The organism is Lysinibacillus fusiformis, assembly GCF_016925635.1.
Lineage (GTDB): Bacteria > Bacillota > Bacilli > Bacillales_A > Planococcaceae > Lysinibacillus > Lysinibacillus fusiformis_F.
On the sequence record NZ_CP070490.1, the window covers coordinates 22,056 to 45,622 of the forward strand.

At 36.4% G+C, this 23,567-nt stretch carries 23 protein-coding genes and 1 pseudogene; 5 read left to right on the plus strand and 19 right to left on the minus strand.

Annotated features, from left to right (window positions below):
• Positions 1-280 precede the first annotated feature (280 nt).
• The 9 genes and pseudogenes from JTI58_RS00100 to JTI58_RS00140 all read right to left on the minus strand — a co-directional run bounded on the left by JTI58_RS00100 (position 281) and on the right by JTI58_RS00140 (position 7,420).
• Positions 281-1,300 (minus strand): DUF4179 domain-containing protein, encoded by a 1,020-nt coding sequence (locus tag JTI58_RS00100; RefSeq protein ID WP_205444394.1) that lies wholly within the window; start codon positions 1,298-1,300, stop codon positions 281-283.
• Positions 1,293-1,826, minus strand: coding sequence for a sigma-70 family RNA polymerase sigma factor (locus tag JTI58_RS00105; protein ID WP_205444395.1), 534 nt, complete (start codon positions 1,824-1,826; stop codon positions 1,293-1,295). The genes JTI58_RS00100 and JTI58_RS00105 overlap by 8 nt, the downstream gene beginning before the upstream one ends.
• Before the next feature lie 80 nt (positions 1,827-1,906).
• Positions 1,907-2,263: pseudogene (locus JTI58_RS00110) on the minus strand (recombinase family protein); the annotation flags it as partial.
• A 270-nt stretch (positions 2,264-2,533) separates the two neighbouring features.
• Positions 2,534-2,761, minus strand: a complete 228-nt coding sequence (locus JTI58_RS00115) for a hypothetical protein (protein WP_205444396.1) — start codon at positions 2,759-2,761, stop codon at positions 2,534-2,536.
• A gap of 726 nt (positions 2,762-3,487) precedes the next feature.
• The gene (gene cyoE / locus JTI58_RS00120; RefSeq protein WP_205444397.1) at positions 3,488-4,438 is read right to left on the minus strand and encodes a heme o synthase; all 951 of its coding nucleotides are present in this window, start codon (positions 4,436-4,438) and stop codon (positions 3,488-3,490) included.
• Positions 4,439-4,750: 312 nt separating this feature from the next.
• Positions 4,751-5,404: an alpha/beta hydrolase gene (locus JTI58_RS00125; RefSeq protein ID WP_205444398.1), complete on the minus strand. Its 654-nt coding sequence runs from the start codon at positions 5,402-5,404 to the stop codon at positions 4,751-4,753.
• Between the two features lie 38 nt (positions 5,405-5,442).
• Positions 5,443-6,000 carry a hypothetical protein gene (locus tag JTI58_RS00130; RefSeq protein WP_205444399.1) on the minus strand — a complete coding sequence of 186 codons (558 nt, stop codon included), beginning with the start codon at positions 5,998-6,000 and terminating at the stop codon, positions 5,443-5,445.
• A 137-nt stretch (positions 6,001-6,137) separates the two neighbouring features.
• On the minus strand, positions 6,138-6,839 hold the full coding sequence (locus JTI58_RS00135) for a tetratricopeptide repeat protein (protein ID WP_205444400.1): 702 nt from the start codon (positions 6,837-6,839) through the stop codon (positions 6,138-6,140).
• A 101-nt stretch (positions 6,840-6,940) separates the two neighbouring features.
• Complete coding sequence (locus JTI58_RS00140; RefSeq protein WP_205444401.1) at positions 6,941-7,420, minus strand: thioredoxin family protein; 480 nt, start codon at positions 7,418-7,420, stop codon at positions 6,941-6,943.
• A gap of 193 nt (positions 7,421-7,613) precedes the next feature.
• Between JTI58_RS00140 and JTI58_RS00145 the strand changes: the two genes are divergently transcribed.
• Both JTI58_RS00145 and JTI58_RS00150 read left to right on the plus strand, forming a co-directional pair.
• A complete protein-coding gene (locus JTI58_RS00145) occupies positions 7,614-9,911 on the plus strand; it encodes a YhgE/Pip domain-containing protein (RefSeq protein ID WP_243456259.1) in 2,298 nt (765 codons plus the stop codon).
• An 80-nt stretch (positions 9,912-9,991) separates the two neighbouring features.
• The gene (locus JTI58_RS00150) at positions 9,992-10,504 is read left to right on the plus strand and encodes a PCYCGC motif-containing (lipo)protein (RefSeq protein WP_205444403.1); all 513 of its coding nucleotides are present in this window, start codon (positions 9,992-9,994) and stop codon (positions 10,502-10,504) included.
• Positions 10,505-10,536: 32 nt separating this feature from the next.
• Here the strand turns inward: JTI58_RS00150 and JTI58_RS00155 are convergent, their stop codons facing one another.
• The 6 genes from JTI58_RS00155 to JTI58_RS00180 all read right to left on the minus strand — a co-directional run bounded on the left by JTI58_RS00155 (position 10,537) and on the right by JTI58_RS00180 (position 17,989).
• Positions 10,537-12,579: a cellulose biosynthesis cyclic di-GMP-binding regulatory protein BcsB gene (locus JTI58_RS00155; RefSeq protein ID WP_205444404.1), complete on the minus strand. Its 2,043-nt coding sequence runs from the start codon at positions 12,577-12,579 to the stop codon at positions 10,537-10,539.
• A complete protein-coding gene (locus JTI58_RS00160) occupies positions 12,579-13,850 on the minus strand; it encodes a glycosyltransferase family 2 protein (protein ID WP_205444406.1) in 1,272 nt (423 codons plus the stop codon). The genes JTI58_RS00155 and JTI58_RS00160 overlap by 1 nt, the downstream gene beginning before the upstream one ends.
• Positions 13,843-15,291 carry a DUF2334 domain-containing protein gene (locus tag JTI58_RS00165; RefSeq protein ID WP_243456261.1) on the minus strand — a complete coding sequence of 483 codons (1,449 nt, stop codon included), beginning with the start codon at positions 15,289-15,291 and terminating at the stop codon, positions 13,843-13,845. Before JTI58_RS00165 ends, JTI58_RS00160 begins: the two co-directional genes overlap by 8 nt.
• Positions 15,281-16,138 carry a diguanylate cyclase domain-containing protein gene (locus tag JTI58_RS00170; protein WP_205444407.1) on the minus strand — a complete coding sequence of 286 codons (858 nt, stop codon included), beginning with the start codon at positions 16,136-16,138 and terminating at the stop codon, positions 15,281-15,283. Before JTI58_RS00170 ends, JTI58_RS00165 begins: the two co-directional genes overlap by 11 nt.
• Positions 16,119-17,177, minus strand: coding sequence for a hypothetical protein (locus JTI58_RS00175; protein ID WP_243456263.1), 1,059 nt, complete (start codon positions 17,175-17,177; stop codon positions 16,119-16,121). Before JTI58_RS00175 ends, JTI58_RS00170 begins: the two co-directional genes overlap by 20 nt.
• Positions 17,178-17,452: 275 nt before the next feature.
• Positions 17,453-17,989 carry a hydrolase gene (locus JTI58_RS00180; RefSeq protein WP_205444408.1) on the minus strand — a complete coding sequence of 179 codons (537 nt, stop codon included), beginning with the start codon at positions 17,987-17,989 and terminating at the stop codon, positions 17,453-17,455.
• A gap of 384 nt (positions 17,990-18,373) precedes the next feature.
• Between JTI58_RS00180 and serC the strand changes: the two genes are divergently transcribed.
• Both serC and JTI58_RS00190 read left to right on the plus strand, forming a co-directional pair.
• Positions 18,374-19,462, plus strand: coding sequence for a 3-phosphoserine/phosphohydroxythreonine transaminase (gene serC, locus JTI58_RS00185; RefSeq protein WP_205444409.1), 1,089 nt, complete (start codon positions 18,374-18,376; stop codon positions 19,460-19,462).
• 280 nt (positions 19,463-19,742) lie between these two features.
• Positions 19,743-20,102: a hypothetical protein gene (locus JTI58_RS00190; protein ID WP_205444410.1), complete on the plus strand. Its 360-nt coding sequence runs from the start codon at positions 19,743-19,745 to the stop codon at positions 20,100-20,102.
• A gap of 64 nt (positions 20,103-20,166) precedes the next feature.
• Here JTI58_RS00190 and JTI58_RS00195 read toward each other — a convergent pair whose 3' ends face one another.
• Genes JTI58_RS00195 through JTI58_RS00205 form a run of 3 tightly spaced genes read right to left on the minus strand, consistent with a single transcriptional unit; the run spans position 20,167 to position 22,216 of the window.
• Entirely contained in the window at positions 20,167-20,595 is a 429-nt protein-coding gene (locus JTI58_RS00195; RefSeq protein WP_004227247.1) for a Fur family transcriptional regulator, read from the minus strand.
• Positions 20,592-21,455, minus strand: a complete 864-nt coding sequence (locus JTI58_RS00200; protein WP_205444411.1) for a metal ABC transporter permease — start codon at positions 21,453-21,455, stop codon at positions 20,592-20,594. Before JTI58_RS00200 ends, JTI58_RS00195 begins: the two co-directional genes overlap by 4 nt.
• Positions 21,456-21,469: 14 nt before the next feature.
• Positions 21,470-22,216, minus strand: a complete 747-nt coding sequence (locus JTI58_RS00205) for a metal ABC transporter ATP-binding protein (protein WP_205444412.1) — start codon at positions 22,214-22,216, stop codon at positions 21,470-21,472.
• A 168-nt stretch (positions 22,217-22,384) separates the two neighbouring features.
• Here JTI58_RS00205 and JTI58_RS00210 point away from each other — a divergent pair, with 168 nt between their 5' ends.
• Positions 22,385-22,621: a Nif11 family protein gene (locus JTI58_RS00210; protein WP_155591608.1), complete on the plus strand. Its 237-nt coding sequence runs from the start codon at positions 22,385-22,387 to the stop codon at positions 22,619-22,621.
• Positions 22,622-22,668: 47 nt separating this feature from the next.
• On the opposite strand, the gene JTI58_RS00215 is transcribed toward JTI58_RS00210, so the two are convergent.
• Positions 22,669-23,562, minus strand: a complete 894-nt coding sequence (locus JTI58_RS00215) for a deoxyribonuclease IV (RefSeq protein ID WP_205444413.1) — start codon at positions 23,560-23,562, stop codon at positions 22,669-22,671.
• Between the last annotated feature and the right edge of the window lie 5 nt (positions 23,563-23,567).

Below are 23,567 nucleotides of genomic sequence, written 5' to 3' on the forward strand. Positions count from 1 at the left end.
TATCTTTAAAACAAAATTTAACCGTTTGTAAGAAAGTTGTACCGTTTATAAAAAAGATGAACTGTTTTTTTAGAACTTAGAATAATAATTTAAAAAAATTTGAACAAAAATCCTGTTATATGCAGGATTTTTCTTTATTCAGCAATTGGGCCAGATTGTAGAATAATCTAAGATCATATTTAAAGGCTCTTTTAGGGGTCCCGTCAGGAGATTTACAACGTTAAGAAAATTTAATGTGAAATAGCCGAATTCCAATGGCTTTGGAATCCGGCTTAGGTCCTTATTTACTTTTATTTAAAGGAACGACCAATTCTAGTTCTTTTATTTCTTCACTAAAACCTTCACTATTTGTATGACTTGGTTTGAGTGTTAATGATTTTGGTATCGTATCCATTGGAGGCAAAGTCAGTACCATATGATGACCATAGTTCCCAGCCATGCCTGCTTGTAGTTTCAGTTTATCATATACATGACCATTATCATCGACTACAGAGAAATCAAACCATGGCCAACTATCGTTTTCATCCATTTCAGTAGGGTAATCAATCGTTAGGTCTATTCTAGTTGATAGAGGTGAAAATGTTACTTTGTCGGCCGTTAATGTATAAACTTCATCAACCGTTTCAGTTGTAACTTCTGGATAAAACTCAAATGCATCACCTTTTATTTTTTCAAGTGGGAAAGCCACCTTCAACTTGCCCTCATAGCCAAATAAATCTTCTCCATGGACCGCAATCTCAATTTTATCTCCATATTCATTATAATTAGAAAAAGTAAATTGATGATGTTCAATTATTGTTTTCGAGTTTATGTCATCTTGCCCTGTTGAACCAATCGCTGGTTTAACTGGTTGTCCATTAATTGTTATATAATTAAAGCCGACAATTTCTTCTTTCATCGAAAGTTCTTTTTCTCCTGTGTAAACTAATGTTACGATTAACCGGCTGCCATCATAAGCTGCTTCTTTTACAGTCATTGTTAAGCCATTTTTACTATCTTGTTTATCAATTACTGTCGTAAGTTGATCGTGTTCAATTTTATCTGAGGCAATGTCTCTAAAGTCCTTATAAATTGGACCGATTAGGGGAATATTTGATAATGCTTCTGCCATGCCTGTTGAAACAAATCCAGAACCGAGTAAAGTAATACATAACCCACATGCAACCAAAAGTGACCGTTTTGAGGTTCTTACTTTTCTATTTTTCTTGGCTTGAAAGATAGCCGTCTTCTCCCTTGCCATTAGCTTTTCAATAGGTACATTTATGTTGTTGATAGATTGATTGAATTTGTCTTTATTCATAAAGATAGCCCTCCTTTAAAATGGGTCTTAGCTCTTTTTTCGCTCTATTTAAGTGTGATTTCACGGTTCCTTCCGGATAATTCATTATGGTGGCAATTTCTTTAATAGACAGATCATGATAATACCTCAACAAAATAATGGTCTTAACAGTAGGATTTAAGAATTTAAAGGCTTCTGATAAATCCATCGAATGCATAATAAAATCAACATTTTCAGAAGCGATTAATTCAGTAAAGATTTCCTCATTATCTGTAGTAAAATGGTGGGATTCTTTCCGAATAAAATCAATCGATTTAAAAACTAGAATTTTTGTAATCCAACTCGAAAAACTTTCAGGCTTTTTTAATGTCTTTATTGAAATATAGGCAGTATAAATAGTTTCTTGATAGACATCAAGAGCATCTTGTTCATTTCTAACGTACGCATAGGCTGTTCGGTACAGCTTTTGTCGAACAGAACCTATCAGAAGTTCAAATGATTCATCATCACCCTTTTTTGCTTTTTTTACTAATTTTGCTATATCCATTTTGGTTCTCCTCTCCGTTACACAATAAAGTCGAATGAGGAAGTAAATCGGTTGCAAAATAATTAAACACATTAAAATTGTTATACATTATCTTTTTCCATTTCCTTTAGCCTACGATATAATGCCGCCTGACTGATTCCTGTAATTGTACATATCTCCTTTACAGTTTTATCGGAGTATTACGTAATTCAATAGCATGATTCTTATGCTTATCTGTATTTTTTTAACTCTTCCTCGATATTACCATTTTGCTTGCTCAATTTAATTCCTGAATGTTGCTTCTCTTTAATCATTTCACTATCTAGTTCACTAAAGGCTGCTGCCATTACCGTTAAGAAAAATTTACTAGTTGGTGTTCTGGTATCAATTCCTAAGTTTAAAATAACAAAGTGTATGTCTCTTTCTCGGAGTTGTTCAACTAATTGCTGTAGCTGAACAAATCGGTACCTTATTCAACAATCGGGCGCGATTGTGGAGCAACATAGGTAGAAAATAATCAACATTTTTTATAATAACCTAACTTAAAACTGCTAAAGAAGAATCCCTTTTGATCAAACTTTTTTCAAAAGGGATTCTTCTTATTTATCGTAAAATAAGGGTTTGCGAAGTATTATTGCTCAAAAGACATCTTTTTATGGAATTACATATAACGATTGCTGTCTCTTTTTCAAATAAAGCAGCCGGTGAATTGAAGAGTATCTCCAAAACTACAGAAATTTTCTTTTTTTCTTTCGTCTATCAAACCAGGGCACAATTTTCTTTTCATATATTTTCATTCCTACATTTCCATCAACAAAAGCAGCGAATAATCCAATAAGAATCATGCTTATTCCCGTATTGTCAGCCAAAACAATTGGTTTAAGCACTGCAAAAACAACCAAGAACACGATTGGCACTGTTAAACCAACCCATAAACTCACAAAGGTTATAGCCATTTTCCCATCTCCCTTTAATAGTCATTATCAAGCGTTATTCTTTTCAATTCACTTGCACCGTTAGTTGAATAAGAATCAACATTTCTTTCGTGAACTTAGATAACCTAGGTGTATGATAGCTTCCATTGGTATACATATAATCCAAACGATACTATTGTCATATAATTTACCTCTTTTATAAATAAAATAATCATGCACGAAATCAAGTGTGTATAGGACAACTTACATCATGATTTCGCATTTAAAAATCAGAAACACTATCATAAAAAAACCTTGTGTACTATATAACTTCATTTTTATTCTTCCTAAATATAAAAATTTACACAGTATCCCTTTGTTCCGAAAGTTTCCCAACAGGATGTTTGACCTATCAAATCTTAACAATGTATTGCCCGATTTCATATATGTAATTTTTTTCACATCCACCTAAACTGACCCATTAGTTGAATAGATAGAAGCTCCTTTTGAATTACTTAAGGTCATTTGTGGAAAGAAAAAGGATAGAAAGAGCAAATTTACTTAAGCTCTTCTATCCTTTTTCTTTCTATACATATAATGTGTGACATTATATAAGAATTCACTATTTAAAATAAATTTAGCTTCTAAACTTAACTTTTAATAAAAACGCGTAAACTTGTTGGTTTTTATTTAGCAAATGCTTCTGCACTAAGTAAATTTTTCTTTTTCTCTGCCATTTCGGAAATAAATAGACATCAAAGGGGAAAATTAATATAGCTTAAAGATAACCCCTACTAACGAGTACACAATGACTGTTGAGAATAGTATAGTCATATGGAATAGTGAAAAAACAAACATTTTGGTAGCCCATTTCACTTGATCTGTATTACTATGATAGCCGTAAATACTCATCACTAGCCAAGCAACGCTTAAGATCAATGCCACAAGCATAATACCTACACTTAACGAGCCAAATAAAAAGCTTGATAGAATCAATAAGATTAAATAAAAATTGGTTTGATAATACGTACGTCGCATCCCTTTGACAACTGGTAGCATGGGCACACTGGCTGCTTCATAGTCTATACGTTTGCGAATGGCAATAGCATAGAAATGCGGCATTTGCCAAATGACCATAACAAAAAATAAACCAAGTATCGCTGGGTGTGTAATATCTGTCGATACAGCAGACCAACCAATTAATGGCGGTACTGCACCACTAATACTACCGATTTCTGTATTATAAATCGTACGACGCTTTGTCCACATTGTATAAGGGACTACATATAGGAATACACCTAATAAACCAAATGCAGCGGCTAGCGGTGAAGCAAGTGCTAACACAGCTATCCCAATAATTAACATTACGACAGCTAATGATAAAGTCGATTTCGCTGACATTTCACCTGTTACAGTTGGTCGGCTTTGTGTACGAGGCATAATCGCATCAATGTCACGATCATAGACATTATTAAAGGCCCCTGCTGCTCCAATGACAAGGGCAGAACCGATTGTTGAAAAAATGATTTCTGGTATATTGTCTACAAACGTCATTTTATTTTTGTACATGCCTAGCGTTAAACCAGCCCACATAGGTATTAAATTGGATTTGATAATCCCTGTTTTGACGGTTTGCGCTAAAATAGAAGAACGTGATGACTTCCCTCTTGTTTTTTCGGAGGATTGTGGTTTATGCTCCGTTTTCAGATTTTGTTCCATTCAGCTTAATTCCTTTTCTCCATAATTTCTACACGCTTCCATCGATAGAAAGCGACAAAATTTGCATCTAGCACATCAAATCATTATTTTACCCCTTTTAGATCTGTTCTGTCTCTCTGTTCACATAAAGTACATGTTTTCATCTAACAAAGCACGCTCATTCACAACATCTTCTATGATACCACCGACTGACGTGAATTTGAACCTTCTTGCCTCGATTCTTCCAATCACTATTGGAGAAAAATAATTGGATGATAGATCATACTGCAGTAGCCAAAAAAACCGAGACAAATCTTTGCCTCGGATTTCCTTTTATTGAATTTCTTCCTGCAGTTGCTGCGCTAAAAATGCCACCAAATCACGAAGATTGTCAGGTGTTACACCATGTCCATCTGGGTATTGTTTAAATGTCACCGTGGCACCAAATTGTTCAAAGATCTCTTTGCTTTCCATGCCCCATTGAGAAGGAATGACATAATCATAATCTCCGTGCGAAATAAAAGCCTGTAAATGTTCTACAGAACGGATGGCATATTCCTCTGTCACAAATTTGGGTGTATAGCCACTTAATGCAACGATTCCTGTCACTAAATTCCCCATAACAAAGGCAAGTGATTGTGCTAATACCGCACCTTGGCTAAAGCCTAGAACAAATACTTTATGGGGATCGATTTGATATTCATCGATGGCCTCTAATAGAAACCGTTGCAATGCCACCAACACTTTATCAAAGATAGCACGATCTGGTTGCCCTACTTCTTGAATGGTGAAAAAAGCATAGCCAGGTTTCTGTGTAATCGGCCCTCGTAAGCTAAAAATATGACATTGCTCTTGAAAATCCTGCACTAATGTTGGTAAATCATCCTCATGGCTACCCATGCCATGTAGCAAAAAAATACCAGGGTATTTCTTCGTTGGATCCATATTTGTTGGTTGTGTATGGTTAAAAGTAAATGGTGTATTCATTCAATTAAATTCCTTTCACGTAAAGCTTCGTAACAAAATTAGCATAATTTTGTTTTATTAATTAGTCCATCTGTATGGTAGGCAATATAGCCATTAACAATACGTATCGTTTCTTGTGGGTCTGCGTCAAAGAGTATTTTGGATTGTTCTGGCGTTGATACAAGAACAGTTAATAAATCCATGCGCATGGAATGCCCAGCAGAGCTATACGCATAATCATAAATAATCGCTTCCTCTGTCATGCCTTCCGTCTCATATTGCTGATGGAATAAATCCTTTGCAGCATCCATTTGCTCTGCAACTTGTTGACGAATTCGCATCTGATGCATTAATAATTCCTCTTCAAGAGCTGCTGGCTTTAGCCACTTTTTTGCCTGGAGCATTTTTAGAAATTCCTGCTCCCAAGCCTGTTCATTTTCTGTAAAATAAAGCATATTAATCATCAACATATCCCAAAAGTCCATTGATGTTGCGGCTGATTGTCGCTGCATGGCAATCGTTTCCTTAAAATGCTCTTCCACTTTTGTAATATTCATATTGCGAACTAAATGATTACATACGTTTTCAATAAACTTATTTGCCACTTCTTGTGCCATAAAAAAATCCGTCCTTTATATCTACAAATCATTTTCTTTCTTATCATACCATGATTGTGGAATATGGCAACGAACCCCGCTCACTAGATTTCTAAGTGAAAAGGATGTCTCCATATGCGTTGGAGACATCCTGAATGTTAGGAGAAAACATAGCTATCCATATTATCTATTGTATTTTGAATGGCCTCTTTCAATGACCGCTGCTGTTCGCCACAAGAAGCTAGTGCGTCCTCTAAAGTGATTGCCGCATTCGCCATAAATGGAGCCATTTGCAAATCTTTAGCTAATTGAATAAGTACGAGGGCTTTATTCCATTTCCAACGTGGGTTTGTGGGATCTAGATGTATCGCTTGCTCTAAATAACCAAGCGCATCGAAAGGCATCCAGCCAAAACGGTGCATGGTCTGTCCTGTGATTCCCCAGTAGACAGCTTTATTCGGGTTTTCCCTTACGGCTTGTTGAAAGCAGTGAACACTCTCATTGTAATGATGTGCGAATAAGAACAGCTCTCCCTGTGTAAAAAAAGACTGTGCTTTGTCAGCTGGTGTTCCTGTTTTCGCGACTTCCTCCAATTGCTGAATACGCTTCGTAAATGCCTCCTCATCTTTTATTGCCCGTATTTCTACAACTAGATCTGATTCTGGATAGCTTTCATCAGCACGTTCCACATGCTGTACTTCGTTATGAGGAGTTGGCTTTGGATAGCGATCATATTCATACTCTTCTAATAAAGTGATATATTTTTGTGCCAGTGCTTTGTCCTCTTCGTTTGTCACCTGCTTCGCTAATTCATAGCATTTCATTAGCTCACCATTATAAAAATAATCATCGATTGACATTCATAATTCCTCCAGTGTACGACTATTCAGTATTTTTAGTATACACTACAAAAACAAAAGAGACTGTATCAAAATAACTTTTGATACAGTCTCACACTTCTCTATTTATTTAACACAACGGTATTTAAGAATGTGCGTAAATCCTCTTCTTTTAAAGCTCCTACAAAACGATTTACTTCTTTACCATCTTCGAAACGAATAAATGTTGGTGTTGCTTCAATATTATATTTTTCCCATAAATCATCATATTCATAGACATTCAATTGAGCAATATCCACACCTAGCTCATCGGCAATCGGCATTAATTCAGGTGTAAATGCTTGACAGTGTACACAGATTGGACTGAAGAAATAAGCATTAACCGGTTCGCCCGCTTTAATTTTAGCTTCTAGCTCGTCTGGTAACATAATGTTTTGATAGTTTGCATCATCCAATTGATCAATTGTTTCTTGTTTTAGCTTTTTATCGCCATAAGGATTGTTTGCGCTTTCTAATTTACTTTTGTTTGAGACATTGGTAAGCACAATAATTGCTGCAAATAAAACAACAATTACAGAGCCAATAATTAATAATTTTTTCACTAAAGTAGTGACCTCCTTTTTTACACTAAAAGCCCTAATTTTAGTGCATTCGCGATTGATTATAAATTGTTTTGAAAACCTAGTAAACTAATTCGCCTTTAAATGAAGATATTTCACATTTATAACATAATTTCAAGTATATTTGGGAACATACATAGTGAGAGTTCATGCAAAATTTGAATGTGGGGTGATCATGATGAAAAACTCGTTCCAGCATGTTTTTCAAATTTATACAAAAGATATCCGTAATATTGTCACAAACTGGGTCGTAGCTGTCATTATAGGTGGACTAATTTTCCTTCCTTCTCTTTATGCTTGGCTAAATATTTATGCCTCCATGGACCCATACGCCCACACCTCTAATATGAAAATCGCGATTGTCAATGAAGATACGGGAACCACTGTGAGAGATGAAGCAATCAATGTCGGGAATGAGGTTATCGAGACTTTACGTACCAATAAAAGCTTTACTTGGACGCTCGAGACGGAGAAAAAAGCCAAGGAACATTTAAAAAATGGTGATTACTTTGCTGTCATTGTCATTCCAAATGATTTTTCCCAAAAACTAACCTCCATTCTAACCGACCAACCAATGAAAGCCCATATTGATTATTATGTAAATGAAAAAAAGAATCCTATTGCCCCTAAAATTACAAGTAAAGGAGCGAGCGTTCTTACGCAGCAGGTTTCGAGTGAATTTGTCTCGACAGTCAATGGCACACTTTTTTCTATTTTTAATACAATTGGAATTGAAATGGAACGTGACATTCCTGATTTCCGCAAATTCGAAAATTATGTTTTTACTATCGAACAGCATTTACCTGATATTCATACATTTTTAACTCAAGCCTCTACTCAAGGAAAAGAGGCAAATCAATTACTTAATCAGGCACTGACACAAGTTCCACAGGTGGAACAACTAACAACAGATGGTTTAACTACCATTCAAAAGGGTTTACATTTAGTGAATGAAGCAGATGCTTTATTTAATGAACTATCCCCTATCATCAAAAAGGATGTCACAACTGTTCAAAATATCGCCCAACATTTTACAGATATCATCAATCAGCTCAATAGTATAAGCCTTGATCCTACCTCTATCATGCAAACGAAAGAGGCACTTAAAAATCAATTGGCAACATCCAAAGACAATATAACCAATAGTATTCAAACGCTTGTGGCACTGCAAAAATTAATTCAAGCAGATGCTTTGACTCGTAAACAATTAGAGGACTCCTTAACAACCATTATCGGCTCTTTGCAGGAAAGTAATGCGGAAGCGAATCAACCAATTATTGAACAGCTTACAGCCATTCGCGAAGTTTTGCAGCATCCTCCAAGCTTCATTGATTCAACGTCAAATGCGCTTACCGCTTTACAGCAATTGCAAAATTTGCATGACGCTATACTAAATAAAATCAATCAATTAAAGCCAATTGATCAAGATGTCATCCAGCAGGATATTTCATCTATTCAGCAAATCGCACAAAATGCTACAGCTAATTTACAAAAATTCTTATCCTACTATAACGAAAGTCTAGAGCCACAAATTCGATCTACCCTTACCAGTGCGAAACAAACTTTAACTAACGCTTCTACCATGCTGACAAATGTAAAACAATTCATACCTCAGGCAACAGATAAATTGACACAGGCCAAAAACATGCTAGGAACAGCGAATAACGCTATTCAAAAAATACAAACAGAATTTCCGACTTTAAGTGCTAAAATCAAAGAATTAGCGAATAAGCTACGAACGTTAGAAGAGGAAGCGGATATAGCAGAGATTGTGCAATTACTTAAAAATGATGTCAATGCTGAACGTGACTTCTTTGAGGAACCCATTAAACTAAAGGAACATCGCGTATTCCCTATTGCGAACTATGGAACAGCCATGACACCGTTTTACACAGTACTATCTATTTGGGTAGGCTGTTTACTGTTAATTTCATTATTATCTGTGAATCTTCATGGAGATACACCTTACAGTATTCGAGAAATTTACTTTGGCCGACTCTTAACATTTGCAACTTTTTCGTTTATTCAAACCCTTATTATTACTATCGGAGATATTTTCTTAGTAGATGGCTCCATTCAAGCACCTACCTACTTTATCTTATTTGGACTTTTCATTAGTCTCGTATTTGTAACGGTTGTCTATACACTCGTATCTGTCTTCGGCAATGTAGGGAAAGCATTAGCTATTGTGATGCTCGTATTACAAATTGCTGGCTCTGGCGGAACCTATCCAGTTGAGTTATTGCCAAGGTTTTTCCAAATAATCAACCCGTTCTTACCTTTTACGTATGCGATTGAAATGATGCGTGAAGCTGTTGGAGGAATTATCTGGTCAACAGTCTGGATGGACCTTCTTTTCCTAGCAGGTTTCTGGTTCACTTTTATCCTGTTCGGCTTTTTCCTAAAAAAATTATTGAGCGAGAAAATGGAACATTTCATGAACAAAACACGTGGATTAGATATATTTCATTGATTTTCAACGAGGCTGCCTGTAAATGTTTATGAAAACGATGTTATAATGGAAGCATTGTAAACATGTAGGAGGCGCTATTTTTGAAGAAATCGATTTCTATTTTTGTTGTATTGGCGTTACTGTTATTAAGTGCTTGTGGAGAAAATAAAAACAGTGCTGATACCACTCCTGAGGCAAATGACGCCTCACATGAAGGACATAGCCATGCGGAGGCTTCGGGTGATATCCAAGAAGTAACCGCTTCTGCTGACGTCCTACCGACCTTTTTAGAGGACAAACAAGAAAATATTCGCTTAGTCTATCAAATCGCTGGACAATCGACAGAGATTCTCGAATGGATGCCATGCTATTGCGGCTGTGGAGAATCAGCTGGCCATAAAAGTAATTTAAACTGCTTTATTCAGGAAAAACGTGAGGATGGTTCTATCGTCTGGGATGATCATGGGACACGTTGTTTAGTTTGCTTAGAGATTGCTGTCCAGTCAGCACAACTGCATAAAGAAGGCAAGAGCTTAAAAGAGATTCGTCAGTTCATTGATGACACATATAAAGAAGGCTATGCAAAACCAACACCAACGGACATGCCTGCGTAAAAAAGCAAAGTCGCACAATCGCGACTTTGCTTTTATTGTTTCAATTGATTTTTCTTTCGTTTACGAAGGATGATATACAATATAACTGCGATGACAAGGATGAGCCCAAGAAATTCTGCAATTAAAATATAGGATATTTCACCTTTTTTATCTACCTTCACATCACCACTATCAGCTTTTTGCTCCACTGCCACGACAAATTGTCCTTCTTTTGTTTCAATCGCAGCGTCTGTCTGTGAATCTGTCTCTTTTAAGTGAGCATAAAAGTCACCTTTTACAGAAGCATGTTCTACTGAATGAATCCATAATAAAGGCTCGTTAAGCTGCCAGAAATTTTTTGTTATAAACACATATTGACCAATTGCCTCAGGTAAAAACCCTTGTGTGAGAAGCTGCTCAGATGTATGAGGAATTTTTGTGGCTTGTTTGGAAAGCCATGTGAGCTGTTCCATTTCGCCCATAAAAATCACTGCATGCTTTTGTAAAGCTTCCTCTGTTACATTCTTATCCTTCATCAGCGAAATTTGCGCCATATTGCCATTCGTCATTAGCGATTTATAAAGCGATACCATTGTTGTATCGTCCATTTCCCCATTATCAGGTATAACGATTAACGTATTTTCATGAAAAGCATTAGGAAAATCACGTAATGTAAATGTCGGTTCAGAAGTGTCCTTTGTAATCGATAATGTACTGTCACTATCAATGTAAATCCAATACCGTTCATTGGTTGTTTCGCATGGATCTTCTAGTTGGAAGCCCGTTACTTCAAATTGGATATCGGTCATTGATAGTTTGTTGAGCACATTGGTTTGAATCGGTATAAGGGCCTCATACATATCTGTTGTTGTTTGTTCTAATTTTCGTAAATCTACTGCATGTGGCACATTATTGATATACGCGATCAATTCTAATTTTCGATCCTCATCCTCTTTGCTACCCGGTATAGTTGCTGATTTTTTGACTATCAAACGCATGAAAGCTTCTTTATTTGCCTCTAACTGTGGCAAGGACACATAGTAATGAGGTGTCATTGTCGCCTGGCTGGATAAAAGTCGATCCTCAAAGCCAAATTGCTTAAATGAAATCGTTGTATCAGATGAATCCTCTATTTTAGGAATATCTTGAATCGCTAATGTATCACCGATTAATTGCTCGAATAATCTTGCTTCGGTTAAAAAAGATAGTCGATCCTGAATCACTTGTCCATTTGAAGAGGTTACGGCTAAAAGAGGTACTTTTCGATGAGAGTCTGTATTCACTAGTTCCTGCATCGTAAGTGTCATGGCATCTTTCTCAACACTTATATTTTCTAACATCTTTTTCAATAGGCTTGTACTAAATTCATTTTTTGCCCCTACGATGATGATGGGACCTGTTATCTTATTAATAGCACCTTCACGCTCAATCTGTACATCTGTGTCACCATGTTGAGATAAAAAGGCTGCAAGCTGATACCCGCTGTTTAATGTGGCTTCAGAGGCTTGCTTTGGTACAATAACCGTCGTTGCATAGCCCTCATAGCCTAAAAACGCAGCAGGGTAGCTATTTAATGACCAAACATTGCTCTCCTCGCTAAATGCTGAAATAGACGATTGTATTTCGATACGTAGCCAATTTCCAGCGTTGCCAGGAGGTACACAAATCCCTTCTTTAAGAATGCCATAAAAACTAGCTGAAATTTTATGAGAACCCTTTAGCAGTGCTTCTTTTGGAAGATTGACGGTAACAGTCTGTTTTAATAAATCTGCTTTCAATGGGATTGTTTTAATGGCTACATCATCCACTTTCACCGTGAAGGAGGATGGCGCTATAAGTAGCTCAGAATGTTGGATTTGAAAAGTAACTTGCTGGTTATTGAATGCTACATCCTCGTTTAGATTGTAATAAAAATCTCTGGACGAGGAAGGTCCCTGTAATTCAATTGGCTGTGCTAATAATGGCTTTTTCTGCTGTTGATTACCTTCAATTGCAATGGTGTTGTCATCTACGGTAATGGTAGCTGCAACTGCATCATTAGCAAAACATAAAAAACCAATACAGAATAAACATAAATAGAAAAATTTGGTTCTCATTATTTTGCTCCTTTATCTGATTGCTTGGAAAAACGCTCTGTCTTATACCACTGAACTTCTTGGCCTGTAAACATGCGCTTTATTTCTAATAGTAATGACCAAACGACTAGTACAATCCACATTTGTGAATAGGTAAAATACATAAGTATGACATAGAAGAAATTTTTTCGATTCATTTCTGTTTTTTCAATACTTAAGGTAATCATCACTTCACCTAAAAATAGTAAAAAGGCTAAAACCCATAAAACAAGAGCAATGTCGCCAACGGTCAATCCAATATCATAAAATAAATTAATAATAAACAGGGCATTAGATAAAATGACACCAAAGAAAAATAAAAAATACGTAAAGAAGAAATAAAATAAATCAAATATTATACTTTTTCTTTTTAGGGTGAAAAATTGACTTAAAAACTTCAGCACGACATATTGATTGCCCCTTGCCCATCTTGTGCGCTGCTTCCACCATACTTTTAACGTTTCTGGTTCTTGCTCCCACGTAATGGCTTTTGGGAAAAAACGAATATGGTAGCCTAAATTATAAACACGGATGGTCAGCTCCGTATCTTCAGCTAATGCTTTCACATCCCATCCACCTAATTGCTCCAAAACCGTCCGTCGGATTGCGAAATTAGTGCCAGGTATAGTTGCCACCTTAAACCATTTCCAACGCCCGCCTTGAGCCATCCATTGGAAACAAATCGTTTCTATATTGATAAAACGCGTTAACCATGTTTCTGCCGCATTAATAACGCGAAATTTCCCAACAGTGGCAGCCGCTTTCGGATCATTCATGAGCCCCATCACTAAATACCAAACGGCCATCCGTTCAGGTGTATTATCAGCATCATAAACCACTACAATATCCCCAGTTGAATCAGCTAGGGCAGAATTTAAGGCAGAGGATTTACCTTTCCCTTTGTTTGGCTCTACCGTTTCAATGACACGAATAAATGGGAATTTCTCTGCGTATCGCGCTGCAATAGCTCCTGTTTCATCCGAGGAATTATCATTAATGACGATCACCTCGAGTTGATCTTTCGGATAATAAAGTCGTGACATGGCCCGTAGTGTCTGTTCAATAACGAGCGCTTCATTGTGCGCAGGAATAAAGACACTAACAGAGGGAACCTTGTCCATTTTTTTAGCCCAGTCATCAATGGACTTTTCAAATGTCCGAAAGTGTAAATAACCACCCTCCATTAAAAACATATGGTAGAGCAGCATGATCCAAATGAGGAAAAGAGAAATAAAAAATAATGTATTAGCCATTTGTTTTCCTCTCCTCAAATAATCTCTTACGTAAGGTAATCCGTAAACGCAAGGTACTTATAAAAAATAATGTAACAAACAGCGAAACAATCAAGACAAGCGCCCATAAGATCAATTCAAATGGTCGTTCATCAAATAAAATCTTCAAACGTTCTATTTTTGTAAACGATAATTGAATCGTTTGTTCGCCATTTTCATCTTGCACAATCGAAACATTTTCTGATGTGACTCGTTGCTTTGTTTGCTGGAAATTAAGTAGTTCAATTTGTGGATGTTCACTTAAATAAGTGGCAAGATCTTGAACATAGGAAGCATTAAAATAGGCTGGGTATTGAATACCGATGATAGAACTCGGAACTTTTAATAACTGCTCTATTTTCTGTTTAACAGGATACAAAGGATTATTGTCCGTATTGGCAATAGCTCCTACTGTCATCGGATATATGGTGTGACTGTCGTTTTGCGATAGATAGAGCATTTGATTTCCTTGTTGAATACTACCTTGAAAAAAAGAGCTACTGCCACTAATTATTGTTGGATAGATTTTACGAAGCACTAAATAATCGAGATTTTTTTCAGTTTGACTAGCAGTAGACGAAGAAAGGACGAATGGATACCCTTCCTTTTGCAATTTTTGTAAATAACTTAATAATTTTTTGTTATCGTGCAAGTGATAGGTTTTTTTTTCATATTCATCCTGCAAAATCGGTGTGACTTCAAGAGCTACCGGGATTCTTTTTTCAGAAAATTCTATCACTAATTCTTTTAATTTCTGTACCTCTGTTTTCATATTGATATCTGTTAAAACGATAAAGGCAGGATGTATCTGCGGCTTGGATAAATGTAATAATTCACCTATTATGGCTGGCCATTGATAGTGCAAAAAATCCTTATTGATGAAATCTCCAATAAATGACCAATCGCCCTTTGTGACGATAAAAGGATAGGACTGATTCAAAGAAGAAGCATACTTTACTATTTCCGAATCTGCAGAAGGTTGTATACTTTTCCATCGAACAGGGTTGTTTAAACTTTCTTCTCCTATAGCTCGAAGTTCCACTACAGGTCCTTCCTGCCACTTGGAAAAAGTTGCGAATTGAAGTGCATTCTCACCAATCAGCAACACAGGTCCTTGAAATTGATTCAATGCAGATAGTGCATTTTGAGGGATTTTTGTTTGGTAGGAGTTCAAAATTACAATGCGTTTATACTGTTGTAGATTGCGTTCATTGATATCCTCTATATAAACAATATCTACGGACGTAGATGTTTGCAGCATCTCTTGCAAAGAGAATACATCATCATTTGGCTGCTGGTTGCTCGTGACATAAATCAATGCCACGTGCTTGTCAGCTTCTACTGCATATGCGATTTCATTATTGATGAAAGTATAAAAACAAAGCAATCCCATGGCGAACCATAATTGATAGTTAGAGCGCACTTGTTTTCATCTCTCTTTCCAGATCTTTTAATAATTCATCAAACGTGGATTCTTGCAGTGGCTGATAGGTAAAATAGCTTGTTTTATAACTTATGGTTACCCATTTACCATTTAACAATTGATGATTTTTCAAAGCTTGGTCCAATTTGTCATAGATGACTTCCATATATTTGTCAGTCGTATCGATTAGTAGCAACCCGATATGATCTTCACGAAAACGAAATTTTTTATCTGTTAGTCTGACAGTTTGCTGTATCCTTTGTGAAAGTTGTTGCCATAAATGTTGTATTTCTTTTGCCCCGTAAAGCTGTTGGAACTTTCGATAATTCTCAATTTTTAACACCATAAAAACAAAGGTTTGTTTCTGTCGATCCGCTCTTCGCATCTCCTCATTGACACTGATATACATACGTGTTTCATTATCAAAACCCGTTTCAACATCAATCGCTACATAATTCCTTACGTCTTCTTGCAGTTTCTTTAAATAGTTTTCCTGATCCTTCATTAATTCATGCACCCTACCGGCACAAAGAATAAGTAGCAATAACATAATGCCATAGAGGAAAAACAGCTGCATGGAGAAGGCTGGATCTAGAAATGTCAAAGATCCTGATATTCCTGTATAAAGCAACGTTGAACCTGTAATAAAAATTAATACTAAGCTACTTATAAGTCCAAATACGATCCCTCTCCAAAGTGTAAGAACAATTAATAGCAATAAAAGAACGTATAATAGCAAGCCTTCAGCATCCTGACGCAATAAAAAATAAGTAGGTATTTGTAAGAGTAAAATAAGGATGGTTCCATAGACAAAAATAGCTCTATTTCTAGTCATTGTTGTACGCATTTTCTACCTCCCTTTCTGCTAATAGTGGTAGTAAATTATCAAAACTATGCGTTGCCCTTGTTTTTTTATCAACATAACCTGTTGTAGGGTCCTTTAAGGTTTCCATTTTCTCAATAAACTGCTGTGCTATTTGCTGTTCGCCTAGTGCAAGCATGTATCTCGCTGCCATGGCATAAACAGCTGGTGATTCATAGTCAACAGTTGGTTGATTCGTTTGAGGATTATAACGACCATATAATTGATTGTCTCTTTTCAGAAGGTTTAATAGCCAGTCTTTGAATGCTGCTGTGTCCCCATCTATAGAAGCCAGATGATAAGCTGTATACAACTGATCAATCATGTGTAATTCTTCGTCAAATACATACTTTTCAGCGGAAATATCATAATATTTTGGAAAAAACCCTGCGTTAGCTTGTGGCGCATTTTGTATAATAGCTAACTGCTGTTGGACTTGTTGTTGGGATAAGAGACCGTTTTTTTCCATCTCATAAAAAGCTGAAGGCATAATATAGCTAATCGTTAACGTATTAGCTTTGTCATGGCTGTCAACATCTACAAAATCGACAAATAATTCTTTATTCATTCCATGCTGAACCAAGTTCTCTCCTATTTTTTTACCTAATTGTAAGTAAGTTGAATCATGCCATTTTTCACCGGCTGACAGTAAAACACGAATGATTCGCAAATCATCAATCAATGCATTAACAGAAGCCTTTCTAGTCCCCTCGATTCGCCAGACAATAAAATCATTTGTTAAAAAGTATGATTTCATAACATTTATTTGTTCATTAAAACGGGCTTGATCATCTTTTTCTAGTAAATACGCCAACCATAACCCTACCGACTCTGATAAAAATAGATCTTTTTGGTTTGTTAAATCTGTGCATAATAATCCTTTATCATTCAGTAAATCTTGAATAACAAATTGTTCCGTTGATGAAAGAGGATCTTTTTGTCCATTTACTTCTTTACCTGTACAACTAATCGAAAGAAAAACTACACTAACTATTAACAGTAACCATTTAACATTTTTTATCATCGTCATCATCCTCATTAATAGTTATCTCCCTATAATGAATTCCGGTTTTTTATTATAGTATACAACAATTAGAATGGCTAAGTTTTTATATGAGTAATGTCATAATTTATACAGATTTAATAAAAAAAGATGTTTGAAAAAGGTCTATATACCCATCAAACATCTCCTGTTTTATATATAAAATTATTATATTTTTATACATTTCTATCGAAAGCAAAAATTGTTATTACAGTGTATGAAGGACACAGACCTATTGTTTCAATTTTAACTCCACGTCACTTAACAAGCTTCAAAATGGTTTTAAAATGTTCATGATCTGCACGTTGTAATAGCTCATATAAGATCATTTCGGTGCTTGTTGGATAAATACCAAGGGCATTCATCTTTGCAAGCCCAATTTCTTTATTTGCCTTTGTTCGAGAAGATACGGCATCAACAACAACCTCGACTTCAAACCCTTGTTCTTTCAGTTGTCTAGCCGTTTGGTACACACAAATATGTGTTTCGATACCTGTGACAATGAATTGAGAACGTCCATTTTCCTTCATCGCCTCTACAAAAGCCTCTTCTTGGCACGCACTAAAGGCCATTTTGGCAATAGGTTGCCCTTGTAAATGCTGGGCAATATCAAGTGCTGTTCCGCCTAAACGACTCGGATTTTGTTCTAGCCATAAAATAGGTACTTCTAGTGCCTGCATCGCTTGTACTAGCTTTGCCACATTTTCAACTATCGTTTCACTGTCATCCACAATTGTTGCTAACTTTCCTTGCACATCTACAACTACTAAACAAGCTTTCTCTACTGTAAACATCCTAAACACCTCTTTTTCTTTTCTTTATAATATTATACAAAAATTTGCTTACCTATCGTAAAGTAATAAGGATTTTCTCTAATAGTAGATTGATTTATCATGTTCTTTCACATTTTATCAGACGGAATCATCTGTAAACAAAAACACGAACATTGTTAATATCAAACTCTAAAAATATATTCAATATACGAAAAATATAACTTTTTTTTTAAAAATAAGCTTCTATTCGTTCGTGTTTAACACAAAATACTTGCTTAAATGTGTACATTTTGTTGCGAGCCTGTCGCCATTCTGCTCAAATATTAAGAATTTTATTTTTTCTCTTGAAAATTAGGGTATAATCCAGTAAAGTTCTGTTATTAACCAAACAAGGAGTGTACCACTTTGACACAACGTGCATACAATTTCAACGCAGGTCCATCTGCTCTACCACAAGAAGTATTAGAGAATGCTCAACAACAATTAGTAAACTTCCGTGATTCAGGTATGTCTATTATGGAAATGAGTCACCGTAGTGCCATTTTCGACGATGTACATAACGAAGCTATTACTTTATTAAAAAAGCTTTACGCTATTCCAGAAAACTATGAGGTACTATTCTTACAGGGTGGAGCAAGCCTTCAGTTTACAATGGTGCCTATGAACTTCTTAAACACTGAGCAAAAGGCTAGCTATGTATTATCAGGCTCATGGTCTGAGAAAGCTTTTAAGGAAGCTAAATTGTTTGGAACACCTGTTGAAGCTGCAAGCACAAAAGAAAACCAATACCGCAATATTCCTGCATTAGAAGCTATTCAATTCAATGAAGATGATGCTTATGTTCACATTACTTCCAATAACACGATATACGGCACACAATGGAAAAACTTCCCTAATACAGGAAATGTTCCACTAGTAGCGGATATGTCAAGTGATATTCTGTCTAAGCCAGTGGATATTGAAAAGTTTGGAATCATCTATGCTGGTGCTCAAAAAAACCTTGGCCCTTCAGGTGTAACGGTCGTGATTATTCGCAAAGATTTACTTGAAAAAGCGAATAAAAACATCCCAACGATGCTAAAGTATACAACACATGCCGATAGTAATTCTCTTTATAATACACCACCGACATTTGGGATCTATATGCTAGGTGAGGTGTTAAAATGGGTAGAAGCTAAAGGCGGCGTAGCAGAAATTGAAAAACATAATGAATTAAAGGCAAAAGTGATTTATGATGCCATTGACAATAGTAATGGTTTCTACAAAGGCCATGCGACACCTGAAAGCCGTTCTTTAATGAATATTACATTCCGTGTTGCAGATGAGGAGCTTGAAAAGCAATTCCTTGTAGAGGCAAAGGCAGCAGGTTTTGTCGGGCTAAATGGACACCGTTCTGTAGGTGGCTGTCGTGCTTCCACTTATAATGCAGTGCCATTTGAGGCTTGTGAAGCTTTACGAGATTTCATGGTAGATTTCCAACAAAAACATCAATAAACTTATCTTTGAACGACGAGTCCTTACATTTCTGTAGAGACTCGTCGTTTTTCTCGTTTGTAGAGGGGAAACAAGCAAATCTATCCCCATAAAATTAACTTGTGTAGATGTTTATAGCAATATTTCAACTTAGGGCTTTACACAATGCCAAAGTTTTTGAGAAATATATAGATTTTTAAGCTGCCTATCGGACATATCGCCAGCCTCTAGCTATGCACCAAACATAGATTATTACTGTAAGGGTTACCCTTACGAAACTAGAGGAAGGGAGGTCTAGACAATGGAAGATAAACGATATATGTCACATATGAATTGGCAAGGCTGTAAATGTCCTAAAAAAGAGGAAAAATGCTGTCAACGTAAAGTTGAGAAATGTCCTTGTCAAAAAGAGGAAAAATGTACACCAAGAATGAGCAGCAACTGTAGAAGTTGTATTTGTCAACAATTAAGAAAATTAGAGCTTGCTACTACACTAGATATCTTCTTATCTGGAGGTATTAGCTTCTTAGGTGTGACTTTCATTTCCTTCGATCCACGAACTTGCTGTGCATACTTCCTTGAGCCAGGTGCAGCAGCTGCTTCTCCTTTAATCGTAGATTGCAATAAAATTGTTGCAATTCGCCGAGTGGCAGTAGCTTAATCAATTTAGAGGGTAGCCCTATACAGGCACCCTCTTCTTACATAGAAAAAAACTCTGTCAACATTTAATGTGACAGAGTTTCATGCTTACAATCTGGGCATTTCCCATATATTTCGAACTTATGATTTTCAATTTCATAGTCAGGCAATTTTTCACCTAACATTTCCATTGGACAAAGATTAAGCTCTTTGACGTTGCCACAATCCATACAGATAAAATGATGGTGATGATGCGCAGATTCACAGTGCATACGGAAATTACGTTCCCCTGATAGCTCTGTTTCTTCTAATATCCCAAGTTTCACAAAAGTAGCAAGGTTACGATAAATGGTATCAAAACTCATTCCCGGAAAATCTTTTTTTAAAACATCCAATAAATCACGAGCTGTTAGATATTTATCTGTTGCTGCAAACATATCTAATATTAACTCCCGTTTATCTGTTTTTTTATAGCCATTTTCCTTTAATATTTCCCACGCTCTTGAAATATTCATTGCGCTACCTCCCCCTGCTTTGCAGCCATTTTAAATGCTACCTTCTTTCCTAGGATTACAAGTAACAAAATCAAAATAGAAGTGACAACAATCGTGCCTCCTGGCGCTAAATCCAAGTAAAATGCACTAATTAGTCCAATTAATACAGCTGTTTCTCCAAAAACAATAGCATAAAAAATGGTTTGCTTAAAGCCCTTTGCCAAGCGCATTGCAGCTGCGACAGGTAACGTCATCAGCGATGATACAAGTAAAATACCTACTATGCGCATGCTTGCCGCAATGACAAGTGCTGTCACAATCATAAATAAAAGATGAACCCAACGAGCCGGAAGTCCGCTAGCTTTTGCGTATTCCTCATCAAAAGACAAAACAAATAATTCTTTAAAAAATAAAAACAAAAAGACAATAACAATAGCCGCTATTCCGATCACTACCCATAAATCTTGGCGAGACACAGCAGATACTGAGCCAAATAAATAGCTCATTAAATCTGTACTAAAGCCACTGGCAAGTGAGATAAAGATAGCACTAATCCCAATACCACCTGACATAATGATTGGAATGGCAAGCTCCTCATAGTGCTTATACAAACGTCTTAGACGCTCAATTAAAATAGAGCCACTAACTGAGGCTAATATTCCTAGATAAATAGGATTGAGCATTGCTAATGCTGTTACTGATTGACTGATGTATAAGCTCCCAGCGATTCCTGCGAGTGTTACATGCGACAATGCATCCGCAATCAAGGATAGTCTACGTACAACAATAAACACACCCAGCAATGGAGCAAGTATGCCAATTAATAATCCAGAGAAAAAGGCATTTTGTAAAAATTCATAGTGTAAAATTGCTTCAATCATCGTGCCTACTCCTTCTAATGAATCTTTCTCACGGAATGGCCATACCAAGCGTCTAGCGCATCCTGAGAAATATTATCAAATTCATTTTTATAGCCATGGAAGTGAATGGTTTGATTCAAACATGCCACATGGCTAATGCGATTTGATACCGTATCAACATCGTGTGTGACAAGAATCATGGTAATTCCTTGTTCCCGATTCAATTTCGCCAGCATATCATAAAATGACTGCACATTCTCGTGATCAATGCCGACTGTTGGCTCATCTAAAATGAGCAGTTTGGGATCACTGACTAAAGCTCTTGCAATAAAAACACGTTGTTGTTGTCCACCAGATAGCTCTCCAATGTTACGATTCATAAAAGCATCCATGCCAACTGCCTTTAAAGCTTCTTGAACTTTCCCTTTGGCATCTCGGCCAGGTCTTTTAAAAAGCCCTAATTTTTTCGTTAATCCACTTTTCACGACCTCTTGCACGGTTGCTGGGAACCCAGAATTAAAGGCATTGGATTTTTGCGACACATAGCCAATCCATTCACGGTGCTTAAAATTTGCACTTGGTTCGCCAAATAATTTTATTTCTCCAGATAAAGGTTTTAATAAACCTAAAATAATTTTTAATAATGTTGATTTTCCCGAACCATTCGGACCGAGAAGCGCTAAAAAATCACCCTCTTCTACACGAAAAGAAATGTTTTTTAGAACTTGCGTATAGTCATATTGAAATGACACATTTTCAATGTCAATAAGTGTTGTTTTCATGCATGATCGCTTCTTTCTAATTCAAAATCATTACGATTTACAAATTGTAAGTATAAAGGAAAGTGCAGTTTTTGTAAAGAAAAGAAGATGGATGCTTTTTTCGAATAGACTAAACGTAAGTGTGTATATGATTTCATGAAAATAAAATGGGATAAAGGAGGATTGACTTTGAGTATTCAATTTTTACAGCAATTAGCACAAAGCACGGATAAGGAAATTGTCGCGATTGCTCGTGAAGAAGGCTTTAACATTACGACTTCTGAAGTAAAAAAACTTCGACCTTATTTGGAGCAATTCTCATTTTCTTGGCTATTTTTAGGTATTCCTAAAGATATTCTTGTTGAAGTGGAGGCCGTTTTAGGAAGAAAGCGCTCTCGTCAACTCATCGCCTTGTTTACAAAATAAAAAAAGCCCGAAATCAGAATCACAGCCTGATTTCGGGTTATTTAATGTTAGCCTTTTAACGCTTCAATAAGCTCAGGCTTAAATGTACCGTTTCGTAACATATCGATTTCCACTTTATACGGAGCTACCTTAGATTTGGCATCACTATTGAGAGGAACAAATGGCGTTTCTAAAATTTTGGGAACATCCATTAATTGCGGATGATGTACTACATAGTTGAGGGCATCAAAGCCAATATGACCAAAGCCAATATTTTCATGGCGATCTTTACCTGCGCCTCGCACATTTTTGGAGTCATTAATATGCAATACTTTAATGCGCTCCACACCGATTATTTTATCAAATTCGTTTAATACACCATCAAAATCTTCTACAATATTATAGCCAGCATCATGTGTGTGACAAGTATCAAAGCATACAGAAAGACGTTCATTATTTGTTACACCGTCAATAATTTTAGCAAGCTCTTCAAAGGAACGCCCACATTCTGTCCCCTTCCCTGCCATAGTCTCTAATGCAATTTGAACGGGATAGTCTTGAGATAATACCTCATTTAAACCTTCAATAATTTTAGCAATGCCAGCATCAGCACCTGCACCTACATGGGCCCCAGGGTGTAAAACAATTTGCGTTGCTTCCAGTGCGGCAGTACGTTCAATTTCTGATTGTAGAAAATCTACGCCGAGACGGAATGTTTCTGGTTTTTCTGTATTGCCAATATTAATAATATAAGGTGCATGGACAACAATGTTGGTCATACCATGCTCTTTCATATGCAGGAGGCCATTCATGATGTTTAAGTCAGCAATGGCTTTGCGACGCGTATTTTGCGGTGCTCCTGTATAAATCATAAATGTATTGGCTCCGTATGATAGAGCCTCTTTACTAGAGCCAAGTAGCATTTCTTTCCCACTCATCGAAACATGTGAGCCAAGTAACATGTAAA